Here is a 14,322-nt window from a genome sequence, read left to right on the forward strand (position 1 = left end):
TAATATTCTAATAGCGCCCAAATAATAAACATTTCAGAAATGACATAGGTCAATTTCTTGCGCGCCGTGCTAGGCTAACACCCGAGTCAGGCAGGCCAACCCCTGCCAAAAAATCAAGGGTCGCGAGCGAATGAACAAGCTAGCCAGCCGACGCGCATTCCTGCGCGGCAAGTTGCGCATGGACAAATCTGCCATCCGCCCTCCCGGGGCGGAGGATGCGGAATTCTACGACCTCTGCACCCAATGCGATGAATGCCAGGAAGCCTGCCCCGAGGACATCATCCGTTTTGACGCGCAAGGCTGGCCCGTGGTCAAGCTGGATGTGGGACCCTGCACCTTCTGCGGCGATTGCGCCAACGCCTGCCCGACCGGGGCCCTGAACCCCGAACATGTGGCAGACTGGCCATGGCGCGCCACGGTGTCCGCGTCTTGCCTGTCGATGAACGGCGTCAGTTGCCGCATATGCCAGGATGTCTGCGACCACCGCGCAATCCGCTTCCGCCTGCAAACCGGCGGCCGCGCAGAACCCGTACTTGATACCGACAGCTGCACCGGCTGCGGCGCCTGCGCCAGCGCCTGCCCCGCCGGTTCCGTCAGCTTTGAACGCCACACCCCGCCAACTCAGGAGGTTGCCTTATGAACATCTGTGGTTGCCTCGTCCATGTGACACCCGAAACCACGCAAAGCGCCAAAGCAGCGATTGCCGCGACGAACGGGGCCGAAATCCACGCGGCGGCCGAGGATGGCCGCCTTGTTGTTGTGGTCGAGGATACGCCGGAAAAACTGGCGTCCGAGACGATCATGGATCTGCATCAGATCCCGGGCGTGATCTCTCTGACCTTGACCTATCACCATTTCGAAGACCTCGCGGAGACCCGTCCGCACCTTAACGCTTCTCGCCAGATCTAAAGCCGGAGACCCATGTCATGACCATCTCTGAATCCCGCCGGACCTTTCTAAAGTCAACCGCCGCCGCTGCGACAGCCTCGGCAGCCGGCCTGCCGTTGGCGACCGGACAAGCCAACGCTCAGGCCGCCACCCCAGATATCCGCTGGGACAAAGCCGCCTGCCGGTTCTGCGGCACTGGCTGCTCGGTCCTGGTTGGCACCAAAGACGGGCGCGTCGTGGCCACCCAGGGCGACCCGGACGCGCCGGTGAACCGGGGCCTGAACTGCATCAAGGGCTATTTCCTGTCCAAGATCATGTATGGCAAGGACCGTCTGACCACGCCGATGCTGCGCAAGACCAACGGCGAATACGACAAGAACGGCGAGTTCGAGCCTGTCAGCTGGGACGAAGCCTTCGATGTAATGGCCGCCAAGTGGAAAGAGGCGCTGGCCAAGAAAGGCCCGACCAGCGTTGGTATGTTCGGTTCCGGCCAATGGACCGTCTGGGAAGGCTATGCCGCCGCCAAGATGATGAAGGCGGGCTTCCGGTCCAACAACATCGACCCCAACGCGCGCCACTGCATGGCCTCGGCCGTGGTCGGCTTTATGCGGACATTTGGCATTGATGAGCCGATGGGCTGCTATGACGATTTCGAACACGCCGATACGTTCGTGCTCTGGGGCTCGAACATGGCCGAAATGCACCCGATCCTGTGGTCTCGCCTGACCGACACACGCCTGACCAAACCGGGTGCCGAGGTGCACGTGCTGTCTACGTATGAGCACCGCTCATTCGAGCTGGCAGACAATGGGATGGTCTTTGCGCCGCAAACCGATCTGGCGATCCTGAACTATATCGCCAATTACATCATCCAGAATGGCGCGGTGAACGAAGAGTTCGTCAAGAACCACGTCAATATCACCAAGACCGCCACCGATATCGGTTATGGCCTGCGCGACAATCACCCGCTGCAGCAAGAAGCCGAAAATCCCAATGTCGGCAAGATGGACCCGATCAGCTTCGAGGAATATGCCGAAGCCGTTTCGGAATACACGCTGGAATACACATCGGAACTGTCCGGCGTCCCCGCCGCGCAGCTTGAGCGTCTGGCCCAGCAATATGCCGATCCAAACCGCAAAGTAATGAGCCTTTGGACCATGGGCTTCAACCAGCACACCCGCGGATCGTGGGTGAACTCGCTGATGTACAACGTGCACCTGCTGGTGGGCAAGATTTCCGAACCCGGCAACTCGCCCTTCTCGCTCACCGGTCAGCCTTCGGCCTGTGGCACGGCACGTGAGGTCGGCACCTTCGCCCACCGCCTGCCCGCCGATATGGTCGTGGCAAACGACAAGCACCGCGAGATTTGCGAAACTGCGTGGAACATCCCCGCTGGCACGATCCCACCCAAACCCGGCTTCCACGCCGTATTGCAGCACCGCAAGCTGAAGGATGGCGACCTGAATGCCTATTGGGTGCAGTGCACCAACAACATGCAGGCTGCACCGAACATCAACGAAGAAGGCTATCCCGGCTATCGCAACCCGGAAAACTTCATCGCCGTGTCCGATCCCTATCCGACCGTGACGGCCCTGTCTGCCGACCTGATCCTGCCCACCGCCATGTGGGTCGAGAAGGAAGGCGCCTATGGCAATGCCGAGCGCCGCACCCAGTTCTGGCGCCAGCAGGTCAAAGCTCCGGGCGAGGCGAAGTCGGACCTCTGGCAGGTCATGGAGTTCTCGAAACGCTTCACCGTCGAAGAGGTCTGGGGCGAGGAACTTCTGGCCACCATGCCGGAACATCGCGGCAAGACCATGTATGAGGTGCTGTTCGCAAACGGCTCGGTCGACCAGTTCCCGCTGTCTGAGACCGCCGAAGGGTTCGACAACGACGAATCCGAGCATTTCGGCTTCTACGTCCAGAAAGGCCTGTTCGAAGAATATGCCAATTTCGGTCGCGGCCACGCGCACGATCTGGCACCATTCGAAACCTACCACCAGGCCCGCGGTCTGCGCTGGCCGGTCGTGGACGGCAAGGAAACACTCTATCGTTTCCGCGAAGGTTATGATCCTTACGTGCCCGAAGGCGCGGGTGTGAAGTTCTACGGCAAGAAGGACGGCAAGGCGAGCATCATCTTTGCCCCTTATGAACCTGCCCCCGAGGAACCGGATGCGGAATATGATCTGTGGCTGTGCACCGGTCGTGTGCTGGAACACTGGCATTCGGGTTCGATGACCCGTCGGGTGCCCGAACTGCACCGCGCCTATCCCGCCGCCGTGGTCTATATGCACCCCGAGGACGCGCGCGAGCGTGGTCTGCGGCGCGGGCAGGAGATCGTGCTGTCCACCCGCCGTGGTGAGGTCACCAGCCGGGTCGAAACCCGGGGCCGCAACAAGGTACCGCGCGGTCTGGTCTTCATGCCGTGGTTCGACGAAGGCCAGCTGACCAACAAGCTGACGCTGGACGCGACCTGCCCGCTGTCGAAAGAGACCGACTTCAAGAAATGCGCCTGTAAGGTCGAGCGCGCGTAAAGGGCAGGCAAGGCAAAGGTAAGACCCATGTCTCGTGTTGGCTCTCCCCTCTCGCCGCAGCGGCGCCGGTTCCTGCAGGACTCGGCGCGCGCAGCGGGCGGCTGCGTGGCAGCCGGGTCCCTGCTGGCCTGGCTGGCACGGGACGCACGGGCATTGCCGGCCGAGGCGTTGCGCCCCCCCGGTGCCTTGCCGGAAAAAGACTTCCTGTCCGCCTGTATCCGCTGCGGATTATGCGTGCGGGACTGCCCCTATGACACGCTGAAACTGGCCGAACTGGGGGTCGATGCGGTGGCCACCGGCACGCCGTACTTTACCGCCCGCGATATTCCCTGCGAGATGTGTGACGACATCCCCTGCGTCGCGGCCTGCCCCACCGGGGCGCTGGACCCCGGGCTGGACAACATCGACGATGCCAAGATGGGCGTGGCCGTTCTGGTCGATCAGGAAAACTGCCTGAACTTCCTCGGCCTGCGTTGCGATGTCTGCTACCGCGTCTGCCCCGTCATCGACGAGGCGATCACGCTGGAAACCGAGCACAACGCCCGTTCAGGCAGTCACGCGATCTTCATCCCGACTGTTCATGCCGATCGCTGCACCGGTTGCGGTGTCTGCGAGAAAAGCTGCGTTCTGCCCGAAGCCGCGATCAAGGTTCTGCCCGCCCGGCTGGCCCGTGGCAGCAGTGCCGATCACTACCGCAAGGGCTGGGAAGAAAAAGAAGCCAAAGGCGCGCCCGTCGTCGAAGGCATCATCGACCTGCCCGATCGCCTGCCGGGACCGGGCACCGATAACCTCGTCGCACCGGGCGGCTTTGAACCCACGTTCAATCTGCCGGAGGTCACCCAATGACCGCCCGCGCACATATGCCACTGGGGCAGGAAGCCATCGCCGCCAAAGGCTGGCTGGGTGCCCATAAATACCTGCTGCTGCGCCGGGCGAGTCAGCTGCTCTTTCTGGTGCTGTTCCTGCTGGGCCCGTGGTTCGGGATCTGGATCGTGCAGGGCACTCTAGCCGGATCACTGACACTGGGCGTGCTGCCCCTGACCGACCCGTTTGTCTTTCTGCAAAGCCTGATTGCCGGACACTGGCCCGAGCTGACCGCCGCCATCGGTGCTGTCATCGTTCTGGTGGCCTATGCGCTGATCGGGGGCCGCGTCTATTGTTCCTGGGTCTGCCCGATCAACCCGGTCACCGACGGCGCGCATTGGTTGCACCGCAAGTTGGGCCTGCAAAAGGGCTGGCAACCCAAACGCGGCACACGGTTGTGGATCATGGCAACCGTTCTGATCGTGTCCGGCCTGACCGGAGCCATCGCATGGGAGCTGGTCAATCCGATCACCATGCTGCACCGCGGGCTGATCTTTGGCATGGGTTTCGTCTGGGCAATGGTCGCCGCGATTTTCCTGTTCGACCTGTTCGTCTCGCGCCACGGATGGTGCGGCCATGTTTGCCCCGTGGGCGCGTTCTATGGGCTGGTAGGGCAAAAAGCGATGCTGCGGGTCAGCGCCGCCAACCGCGCCGCCTGCGACGATTGCATGGACTGCTACGCGGTCTGCCCGGAAAACCACGTGATCTCGCCAGCCCTGAAAGGCAATGGCAATGACACCCCGCTGATCCTGTCGCCTGACTGCACCAATTGCGGGCGCTGCATCGATGTCTGCGCCGAAGACGTTTTCAAATTCACCCATCGGTTCGACGCCCTGACCGTCGCGCCACCGGAACCAACCGCCGCGCCCCAGCCGCGCGCCTCGAGACCTTTTTGAAGGAGTGAGAAGATGAAAAAGCCGATCCTTGTGGGCCTTGCCCTGATCCCGCCGCTGCTCCTCGGTGGCCTGGCCCTTGCACAATCTACCGGGGTCACCACTCTGCGCGGAGCCGATGTCGATGAACCCGTCGTTCTGGATCAGGTTCACCGGAATGTCGAAGGCCGCCTGCAGCGCAACTATCGCCAGCAGCCGCCGCTGATCCCGCACTCGATCGAGCAATATCAGATCGACCTGCGCACCAACCAGTGCCTGTCCTGCCATGACTGGACCAAAGCGGGCGAGCGCAACGCACCGACCCTATCGATGACCCACTATCTGGATCGCGAAGGCCGCGAGCTGGATCAGATCGCGGGCACCCGGTATTTCTGTAATCAGTGTCACGTACCGCAAGCGGATGCTTTGCCGCTGGTCGACAACACTTTTGAACCTTCCTCCGGTAACTGAACTCAGGTCGAAAAGGAGAGCGCGATATGTCCGACGACTCCCAAGAAAAACAAGGGCTCATCCGACGCCTCTGGACCTGGTTCTGGAGCCCGATCGCCGTCCTCAGCGTCGGTTTCACCCTATTGGCCGGGTTTCTGGCGGGCATCCTGTTCTGGGGTGGTTTCCACTGGGCGCTGGAGCTGACCAACACGGAAGAATTCTGCGTATCCTGTCATACGATGGAAACCAATCTGGGCGAGTATCGAGAAACGGTTCACTACAACAACGATTCCGGCGTGCGGGCCATCTGTTCCGATTGCCACGTCCCGGATGAATGGAACCACAAGATCAAGGCCAAGATCATGGCCGTGAAGGATGTCTATCACGAGCTGGCAGGCACCATCAGCACTCCCGAGAAGTATGAAGATCACCGTCTGGCGATGGCGTCCGCCGTGTGGAAGAAGATGAAGGAATCCGACAGCCGCGAATGCCGCAACTGTCACAATTTCGATTATATGGACTTCACCCTTCAGGAAACCCGCGCCGCCAGCGAACACCAGCGCGCCCTTGATACCGGCATGACCTGTATTGACTGTCATCAGGGCATCGCGCACAGCCTGCCGCCCGGATATCTGGAAGAGTACCAGAAGATCTCGGACGCGGTGGATGGTGAGGTTCTGCAGAAACACGCAGCCGCATCAGGCGACGACATCCGTGCGTTCCTGAACAAAAGCTCGGATTAAAGCGGGGACAGAGATGTTAGAGATACTTGGAACCATCGGCGGCAACGTGCTGGGCCTGCCCGGCATTCTTGGTCTGGCACTGGGCATGATGACGCGTCAGTTGTGGCTGGGCGCCCTGTTGGGCGGTCTGGTCGGCCTGATCGCGCCACTGCTCTTTGCCGGGTGGCAATTTTCCCACATTGGAACGGTGCCGTTGTTGATCGCAATCATCGTTGGCGTCTGCGCCGGCAGTCTTGGCACCGCCATTCGCCGCAAGGGCGCGACAGTCTGAACAGGTGAACCCGGCAGCAATGCCGGGTTACCGCCCCCAGTTTTCCGCCGGATCGCTTTCGGCATAATCCCGCAGCAACGCGATATCCGATATTTCAGCGTGATTGCGGTTGATCTTTACGCCCACCGCCTTGAGCCGCGAAAACGCCCGGCTCAGGCTTTCGGGCTTCATCCCCAGACGACCGGCAATCAACATCTTGTCGTATGGCAGTGATACTTCGCAGCCACCCGTGTCGCTGTCACAGAGGTTCAGCAAAAACTCGGCCACGCGCTGCGCACCCGTCTGCGCCTTGAGCTGTTCCAGCTGCGCCACCAGCGAATGCAGGTGGGTAAAGGTCGCAGCCAGGATCGAGATCCCGATTTCCGGGTCTTCCTTCATCAGCGAGATCAGGACCGGGCTGGGGATATGCATGACATCGCAGGCCGACACCGCCTCGGCCGAGACCGGATACGCCACATTGCGCAGCGCCACGGCCTCGCCAAAGCTGTCGCCCCGGGTAAAGACGCTCACAACGGCCTCGGCCCCGGTTGGTGTCATGCGGAACAGTTTGACCCAACCTTCCAGAACCACGTGAACGGCCTGTGCTTTCTCTTCCTGCAGGAAGATCGTCTCGCCGCGATCATACTGACGCCAGATCGCGTGGCTCAGCAGCGTTTCGACATGCTGATCCGGCAAACTGCGCAGCAGCAGCGACTGGCGTGCAATTGCTTTTTGTGCCTCATGAGACATGAAAACACCCCTTTGTCTTTGCCGCCGATGTCTAACGACGTCCGTCCATCCCGGCCTCTAGCTATGCCAGACGCGGCGCCGGTGCACTACCCTTATAATACGACGTCAACTTGACAATTGTCATGTTGTGGGGCGTGACCCTGTCCTATCTTCAGCCCGAAGCCAGTAATCCGGGGAGCCCGCAACATGGACTACGAGCGTTTTTTTGATCAGAGCCTTGAAGCCCTGCGAGGTGAGGGAAACTATCGCGTTTTCATTGACTTGCAACGCCGCTGCGGATCCTTCCCCAATGCCCGCCAAACCGATGGTTCCGTGCAGCGGGACGTGCGGATCTGGTGTTCAAACGACTATCTCGGCATGGGTCAGCACCCATCTGTGATCGGTGCGATGCATGACGCATTGGACCGCTGCGGCGCGGGGGCCGGGGGCACGCGGAACATATCGGGCACCACTCACGACCACGTGCTGCTTGAGGCTGAACTGGCCGATCTGCACGGAAAAGAAGCCGCGCTTCTCTTTACTTCCGGATATGTTTCGAATTGGGCGGCCCTCGGCACCCTCGCCGCAAAAATCCCGGGACTTATCGTATTCTCCGACGCGCTGAACCATGCCTCGATGATCGAAGGCATCCGGCATTCCCGTGCCCAAAAAGTGATCTGGAAACACAACGATCTGGAAGACCTTGAGGCGAAACTGGCCACCGCCGATCCTGATGCGCCCAAGATGATCGCCTTTGAATCGGTATATTCGATGGACGGTGACATCGCGCCGATCAAAGAGATTTGCGATCTGGCCGACAAATACGGTGCGATGACCTACCTGGACGAGGTCCACGCGGTTGGCCTTTACGGCCCGCGCGGCGGCGGCATCGCCGAACGCGAAGGTCTGATGGATCGCCTGACCGTGATCGAAGGGACACTTGGTAAAGCGTTCGGCGTGGTTGGGGGCTATATCGCGGCCTCGGCAGCGCTGTGCGATTTCGTGCGCAGCTTTGCCAGCGGGTTTATCTTTACCACCGCCCTGCCGCCGTCAATCGCTGCCGGGGCTGCGGCGTCGATCCGGCACCTGAAACAGTCGAATGCCGAGCGCGACCTGCAAAAGGCCCGCGTGGCACAGGTGCGCGCCCGTCTGGATGCGGAAGGCATTCCCCATATCCCCAACCCCAGCCACATCATCCCGGTGATGGTCGGCGATCCGGTGAAGTGCAAGTTCATCTCGGACACGCTGCTGGAAGAGTTCGGCATCTACATTCAGCCGATCAACTATCCGACCGTGCCAAAAGGGACCGAGCGGCTGCGGATCACGCCGTCTCCGGTTCATACGGATGAGGATATCGATCATCTGGTCGGCGCGCTGTCCGCCCTCTGGCAACGTTGTCAGATTGCGCGGCAACCGTTGGCAGCCCAGTAATCAAAAGCGCCCCTAGCGTGAGACCTCGCCGCCTCTTCGGAGGCGGCTTTTTGTCAGATCAGGTAGAGGGCAAAGATGAGGAGGGCAAAGCCGGTCATCACCATCGTGAACCCCCGCAGCCAGGCGGGGCTTGCGGCCAGATCCAGATAGCGGGCGAGAATGACCCGGCATTTTGCCAAGGCGAGGATCAGGATACCGCCGCCCAGAAGTTCGGGCGGGATCGGTAACACGGTCAGCAGCGCGGAGGCCACGCTCAGCACCAGAAGGGTGACCCAGGCGCGGGTGAGTGCGTTCGGGAGCCTCCGGCGGGAGTATTTGGGAAAAGATGAAGTGACGGGCATCGTGTTCATCCCAGCAGGTAGATCACGGGGAACAGCATGATCCAGACCAGATCGACCATGTGCCAGAACTGCGCGCCCGCCTCGATGTTGCGGGGATCGTCGCGCCAGGCGACCAGCAACAGGATGGCAACCCCGGCCAGCACATGGGCGGCGTGGAAGCCGGTCAGCAAGTAGTAGAACAGGAAGAACGGGTGTGTCTCGTAGGTGATCCCTTGCGTGGCCTTGCCGGCGTATTCCGCGCCTTTGATGATCAGGAACACAACGCCCAGCGCGGCGGCGGCGATCAGCGCCAGACGGGCCGCACCCCGGCGCGCGATCCGCCGCCAGTGCAACGCCTGCGCGGCCAGATAACCCGATGTCACTAGCACCGCCGTATTGAGCGCCGCCCCGGTGCGGTAGAGGTGCGATTGCGCCTCGGCAAAACCTACCGGATCGGTCAGGCGCACGCCCATGAATGCGATCAGACCGGCGCCGAACACCAGCAGTTCCGAGATGATCAGCACCCACATCAGCAACTCGCCCGGAAGCTCGTCGATCAGAGAGGCATCGCTCATGCGCCGACCAGTTGGCGGTAGATCTGCGGCAGCGCCATCGTCAGGCGGTGCGGGTCTGGGATGACGGCAAATCCTCCCTGACCGAACATGCGCGGGAACCAGCTTTTGCCGGTTTTGTCGATGGTGACTCCGAATACCGATTGCCCGGCGCGGCGGGCCTCGCGAATGGCCATACAGGTGTCTTCGATACCGTGACGGCCCTCGTAATGGTCCAGATCGTTGGGCTTGCCGTCGGTGATGATCAGCAGCAAACGGCGTTTGCGCGATTGGCTGGCCAGATCGGCGGAACAATGGCGGATCGCAGCACCAAGGCGGGTATAGTGGCCGGGGCGCAGCGAGGCGATGCGTTGTTCGACCAAGCCGCCCATCGGCTCATCGAAGCGTTTGCAGCGTTGCACGTAAACCCGCTGGCGTTTCAGCGAACTGAAGGCGTGGATGGCGAAATCGTCGCCACAGGCGTTCAGGCCCCAGGCCAAAGCGGCCAGCGCCTCGCGTTCGATGTCGATCACTGCGCGGCCGGTGACGGCGCTTTCGGTCGAGCGGCTGACATCCAGCAGGATCGACACCGCCAGATCGCGCGCCTCGGGGCGGGATTGCATCCAGATGCGTTCGGTGCCTTCGCCATTGGCGCAGCGGTCCACCTGCGCCCGGACGGCGGCCTCGATATCCAATTGATCACCGTCCAGATGGCCACGGGTCATCACGCGGCCCGGGCGCAGCGCCTCGAACTGGCGTTTGACGGCGCGGATGCGGCGGGCGGTGGCGGGGTCCTTGCCGAACTCGGCGGCATCTTCGCGGATCTCGGCATCCGAAGTCAGAACGTTGACATGATCCGGCAGGTACTGCCCCGTGCGCACATCCCATTCGGGATAGAGAACCCGACCCGACAGGCGTTCGCGGTTCACGTCCTCGGGTGCCAGGTCCAGATGCAGTTTCAGCTTGGTCGGTGGCGCCTTGGAGATCTGGCCCAACCCGATCTCTTCCTGATCGTCGGCGGCCTTTTTGGCGTTGTCGGGATCGTCATCGTCGATGCGCCGGTTGATGTTCAGGAATTCGGCCCAGCTAAGGATCGCTTCGAACTTGTGCAGAATGAAACTGTCGCTGCGGTTGGCCTGATCGGATTTGCGGCGGCGGGCGCGGTGGGTTTTCTCGCCGGATTCCTCGGGCGGACCTTCGGTGTCGGGGTTTTCCACCTCGTTATGTTCGGAGAACCCGACCGGGCGCAGCTCGGGCCACAGCGGGACGGGGCGGAAATGCTGATAGCCGCGCGGGGCGGTCACGTCATCACCCAGCGCCAGAAGCTGCTCGGCCTTTGGTGACAAAGGCGCGGGGTCGCCCAGCATGTCGCGGATCAGTTCTTCAACCGCTGCCTCGACGGGTGGCAACCCGGAAATGTCGCGTTGATACAGGACGCCCTTGCACAGCTCGGTATAAAGCGGGCGCAGGCCGGGGGCGTTGTGCAATGCCGCCTCGACCATCTGCCGGGCGGCGACAAGCGCATGCAGGTCGGCGCGCAACGGGTCGTCTTCGTCGATACGGGTTCCGGCATGGGCGGCGGCGGCGGCCAGCCAGACATAGAGCGCGCCGTTGGCTTCACGCGCGGGAAACACCGCCAGCCGGTCGGGCAGGCGCAGAACTTCGCCATCGAACGAGGCACGCGGCATCAGCTCGACCTCGGTTGCCAGACGGCGGCGCCATCCCAGACGGTGGCGCGAAACCTCGGGTGAGACCGGGCGCAATTCTACGCCCGGACTACCCCCAAGCCCTCGAAAGAGGACAGCCAGCCGCCCCGCGACCTCAGAAAGGTCGACCGCGGCTCCAACATGCACCTCGGGTGCATCGAGACGGCTGGCAAGGGTGTGCCACAGTTTCCCGATCGTTTCTTCGGGTTCCCATGGCTCGAAATCGATCCTGACCATCGGCCGGCCTCACCCAAAGACAGCCGTGACAAGATCGAGGAGCCCGCGTTTGATATCCTCATCATCGGTCAGAGGTTCGATCATCGCGGCAAGGATGGCGCGGTCGGTGGACATGCCCTGTGCGATCAGCGTCGCGGCATAGACAACCAGACGGGTGGAAACGCCTTCCTCAAGATCCTGACCCTTGAGCCCGCGCAGCTTACCGGCCAGTCGGACCAGCGGTTTGCAGCGCTCCAGCGGCAGGCCGCTTTCCTGTGCGACGACCTGCGCCTCCATTTCGGGCGACGGAAAGTCGAATTCCAGCGAGATGAACCGCTGCCGGGTCGAGGGTTTCAGGGTTTTCAGGATATTCTGGTAGCCGGGGTTGTATGAGGCGACCAGCATGAAGCCGGGTGCGGCCTCAAGTTCTTCGCCGGTGCGATCGATCGGCAGGATGCGCCGGTCATCGGTCAGCGGGTGCAACACAACGGTGACGTCTTTACGGGCCTCGACCACTTCGTCGAGGTAGCAGATCGCGCCTTCGCGCACCGCGCGGGTCAGGGGGCCATCGACCCAGACGGTTTCGCCGCCCTTCAGAAGGTAGCGGCCGATCAGGTCGGCAGCGGCCAGATCGTCGTGGCAGGCCACCGTATATAACGGGCGGCCAAGACGGGCGGCCATATGGGCCACAAAGCGGGTCTTGCCGCAGCCTGTCGGGCCTTTCAGAAGAACCGGCAGGTCGTTGTTGTAAGCGGCGCAGAACACATCGCATTCATCGCCTTGGGCGAGGTAGAAGGGGGCGTTCGCCGCCCCCTCATTCAGTTTCATGGAGCCGTCCATATCCATCACTCCGCAGGGGTTTCAGAGGCACCGGGTTCAATCACCTCTTTCCGGGGCACCCAGATCGAGTAGATGAACAGCAGCGCACCAAGCACCACGACCACACCAGAGCCGAGACGCATCCAGTAGAAGATCGCAATCTGGTCCTGTACGTCCATGAAGTACTCGCCAACCACACGTTGCATATGGGTCTGCACGGTTCCGCCGAAGGTCAGCACGAAGGTCATGAAGACCATGCCGCTGGTCATCAGCCAGAACGAGGCCATGTTCAGCACCTGATTATACGGATCACGGTTTTTCAGGATCGGCATCGCATAGCTGAAGATCGCCAGGTTGAGGCAGACATAGGCACCATAGAAGGCCAGGTGACCATGCGCGGCGGTGATCTGCGTGCCGTGGGTGTAATAGTTCACCCCGTGCAGCGTGTGCAGGAAGCCCCAGACACCGGCACCGAAGAAGGCAAGCGTTGCACAACCCAGCGACCACAGCAGTGCGGCCTTGTTGGGATGGTCCCGGCGGCCTTTCCAGACCATGACGAAGGCAAAGGCCATCATCGCGAAGAACGGTATCACTTCGAGGCTCGAGAAGATCGAACCGATCCACTGCCAGTAACCGGGCGTACCGATCCAGTAGTAGTGGTGGCCGGTGCCAAGGATGCCCGAGAACAGCGCGGCGGCAACGATGACATAGAGCCATTTTTCGACGATCTCACGGTCAACGCCGGTCAGTTTCAGCATCAGATAGGCCAGGATCGAGGCCATGATCAGCTCCCACACGCCTTCGACCCAAAGGTGGACGACATACCACCAGTATTGCTTGTCCAAGGACAGGTTGCCGGGGTTGTAGAAGGCGAACAGGAACAGCAGCGCCAGACCCCAGAGGCCCAGAACAAGGATGCTCGAGATCGCCGTCTTCTTGCCCTTCAGAACGGTCAGCGACACGTTGTAAAGGAACATCAGCGCGGCCACGACGATGCCCGCCTTGACCCATTTGGGCTGCTCAAGGAACTCGCGCCCCTCTTTGCCCAGCAGCCAGTTGCCTTCGAACAGGTTGAAGACATAGGTCACGACCACACCCAGCGTGCCGACCACAAGAATGATCAGCTGCAGATAAGCCAGCGTGGGTGAGTGGATTTCGCGCTCGGTCTCTTCAGGGATCAGGAAGTAAGCTGCCCCGAAGAAGCCCAGCAGCAGCCAGACGATCAGAGAGTTGGTGTGCAGCATCCGCACGATATTGAACGGCAGAAGCTCGCTCAGGAAGTTCGGGAATACATAGATGAAACCGGCCAGAAGGCCGCCGATCACCTGTACCGCGAACAGGGCCATCGCTACTGCGAAGTAGGCGTAGGCGATTTTTTGGGATTCGTATTTCATTGCTCCGTTCCCTTTCTCAGCCTGCCTCGTTGGGCGGCCAGCCCTGCGCGTCGATATTGTCCGTCCAGATCAGGAAGTTGGTCAGGTCGCGGATCTCTTCGTCGCTGAGGTTGAAATTGGGCATCTGCCGGCGACCGGGAATGCCGGTCGGCTGCGCCTCCATCCAGCCCTTGAGCGCTTCAAAGGCCGATTCCGGGTCGTCCAGCACACCCCAGCGGGTCATCACGTTCCCGACTTCAGGCGCATAGTAGGCGCCCTCGCCCAGGATCGTGTGGCAGTTGATGCAGGCATGTTTTTCCCAGACGTGCTTGCCCCGCACCACACTGTCATCGAGCTTCGCCGAATTCTCGGAGTTGACGATGTACCAGTGCGAGTGGGCCGACAGGGCCAGGAAGATGAGGATGAAGAACAGTGACCCGCCATAGAATATGTTGCGAGCCATGCTCTTTGTCATGACTTCTCGCATTGCGCTCTCCTTTGCGCAGATTAGCTAGTGTGACGACAATGGCGACTGGGGGGCCGGGCTGCCTTAACGAAAGTCAAGACAGCCGACGCGAT

At 61.4% G+C, this 14,322-nt stretch carries 16 protein-coding genes; 9 read left to right on the forward strand and 7 right to left on the reverse strand.

Going from position 1 to position 14,322, the window contains the following annotated elements; genetic code table 11:
- Positions 1-130 precede the first annotated feature (130 nt).
- Genes napF through ACR3E4_RS07375 form a run of 8 tightly spaced genes read left to right on the forward strand, consistent with a single transcriptional unit; the run spans position 131 to position 6,619 of the window.
- Positions 131-640, forward strand: a complete 510-nt coding sequence (napF, locus tag ACR3E4_RS07340) for a ferredoxin-type protein NapF (RefSeq protein WP_480533666.1) — start codon at positions 131-133, stop codon at positions 638-640.
- Positions 637-909: a chaperone NapD gene (locus ACR3E4_RS07345; RefSeq protein ID WP_480533671.1), complete on the forward strand. Its 273-nt coding sequence runs from the start codon at positions 637-639 to the stop codon at positions 907-909. The genes napF and ACR3E4_RS07345 overlap by 4 nt, the downstream gene beginning before the upstream one ends.
- Positions 910-926: 17 nt before the next feature.
- Positions 927-3,419, forward strand: coding sequence for a nitrate reductase catalytic subunit NapA (gene napA / locus ACR3E4_RS07350; protein WP_480533675.1), 2,493 nt, complete (start codon positions 927-929; stop codon positions 3,417-3,419).
- 27 nt (positions 3,420-3,446) lie between these two features.
- A complete protein-coding gene (napG, locus tag ACR3E4_RS07355; protein WP_480533677.1) occupies positions 3,447-4,265 on the forward strand; it encodes a ferredoxin-type protein NapG in 819 nt (272 codons plus the stop codon).
- A complete protein-coding gene (gene napH, locus ACR3E4_RS07360; protein WP_480533679.1) occupies positions 4,262-5,179 on the forward strand; it encodes a quinol dehydrogenase ferredoxin subunit NapH in 918 nt (305 codons plus the stop codon). Before napG ends, napH begins: the two co-directional genes overlap by 4 nt.
- Before the next feature lie 12 nt (positions 5,180-5,191).
- Positions 5,192-5,626, forward strand: a complete 435-nt coding sequence (locus ACR3E4_RS07365; protein WP_480533681.1) for a nitrate reductase cytochrome c-type subunit — start codon at positions 5,192-5,194, stop codon at positions 5,624-5,626.
- A 26-nt stretch (positions 5,627-5,652) separates the two neighbouring features.
- A complete protein-coding gene (locus ACR3E4_RS07370) occupies positions 5,653-6,348 on the forward strand; it encodes a NapC/NirT family cytochrome c (RefSeq protein ID WP_480533683.1) in 696 nt (231 codons plus the stop codon).
- 13 nt (positions 6,349-6,361) lie between these two features.
- The gene (locus ACR3E4_RS07375; RefSeq protein ID WP_480533685.1) at positions 6,362-6,619 is read left to right on the forward strand and encodes a hypothetical protein; all 258 of its coding nucleotides are present in this window, start codon (positions 6,362-6,364) and stop codon (positions 6,617-6,619) included.
- A 27-nt stretch (positions 6,620-6,646) separates the two neighbouring features.
- Here the strand turns inward: ACR3E4_RS07375 and ACR3E4_RS07380 are convergent, their stop codons facing one another.
- The gene (locus ACR3E4_RS07380) at positions 6,647-7,348 is read right to left on the reverse strand and encodes a Crp/Fnr family transcriptional regulator (RefSeq protein ID WP_480533687.1); all 702 of its coding nucleotides are present in this window, start codon (positions 7,346-7,348) and stop codon (positions 6,647-6,649) included.
- 186 nt (positions 7,349-7,534) lie between these two features.
- On the opposite strand from ACR3E4_RS07380, the gene hemA reads away from it, so the two are divergent.
- Positions 7,535-8,758, forward strand: a complete 1,224-nt coding sequence (gene hemA / locus ACR3E4_RS07385; RefSeq protein WP_480533689.1) for a 5-aminolevulinate synthase — start codon at positions 7,535-7,537, stop codon at positions 8,756-8,758.
- Between the two features lie 53 nt (positions 8,759-8,811).
- On the opposite strand, the gene ACR3E4_RS07390 is transcribed toward hemA, so the two are convergent.
- From ACR3E4_RS07390 to ACR3E4_RS07415, 6 genes are read right to left on the reverse strand one after another with little or no spacing between them, the layout of a single operon-like run.
- A complete protein-coding gene (locus ACR3E4_RS07390) occupies positions 8,812-9,099 on the reverse strand; it encodes a cytochrome C oxidase subunit IV family protein (RefSeq protein ID WP_480533691.1) in 288 nt (95 codons plus the stop codon).
- 5 nt (positions 9,100-9,104) lie between these two features.
- Entirely contained in the window at positions 9,105-9,653 is a 549-nt protein-coding gene (locus ACR3E4_RS07395; protein ID WP_480533693.1) for a cytochrome c oxidase subunit 3, read from the reverse strand.
- Positions 9,650-11,572, reverse strand: a complete 1,923-nt coding sequence (locus ACR3E4_RS07400; RefSeq protein ID WP_480533695.1) for a nitric oxide reductase activation protein NorD — start codon at positions 11,570-11,572, stop codon at positions 9,650-9,652. The genes ACR3E4_RS07395 and ACR3E4_RS07400 overlap by 4 nt, the downstream gene beginning before the upstream one ends.
- A 9-nt stretch (positions 11,573-11,581) precedes the next feature.
- Positions 11,582-12,391, reverse strand: a complete 810-nt coding sequence (locus ACR3E4_RS07405; protein ID WP_480533697.1) for an AAA family ATPase — start codon at positions 12,389-12,391, stop codon at positions 11,582-11,584.
- A 5-nt stretch (positions 12,392-12,396) separates the two neighbouring features.
- Entirely contained in the window at positions 12,397-13,764 is a 1,368-nt protein-coding gene (locus ACR3E4_RS07410; protein ID WP_480533699.1) for a cbb3-type cytochrome c oxidase subunit I, read from the reverse strand.
- Between the two features lie 16 nt (positions 13,765-13,780).
- Entirely contained in the window at positions 13,781-14,230 is a 450-nt protein-coding gene (locus tag ACR3E4_RS07415) for a c-type cytochrome (RefSeq protein WP_170398152.1), read from the reverse strand.
- Positions 14,231-14,322: the final 92 nt, after the last annotated feature.

The organism is Ruegeria sp. AP11, assembly GCF_056535865.1.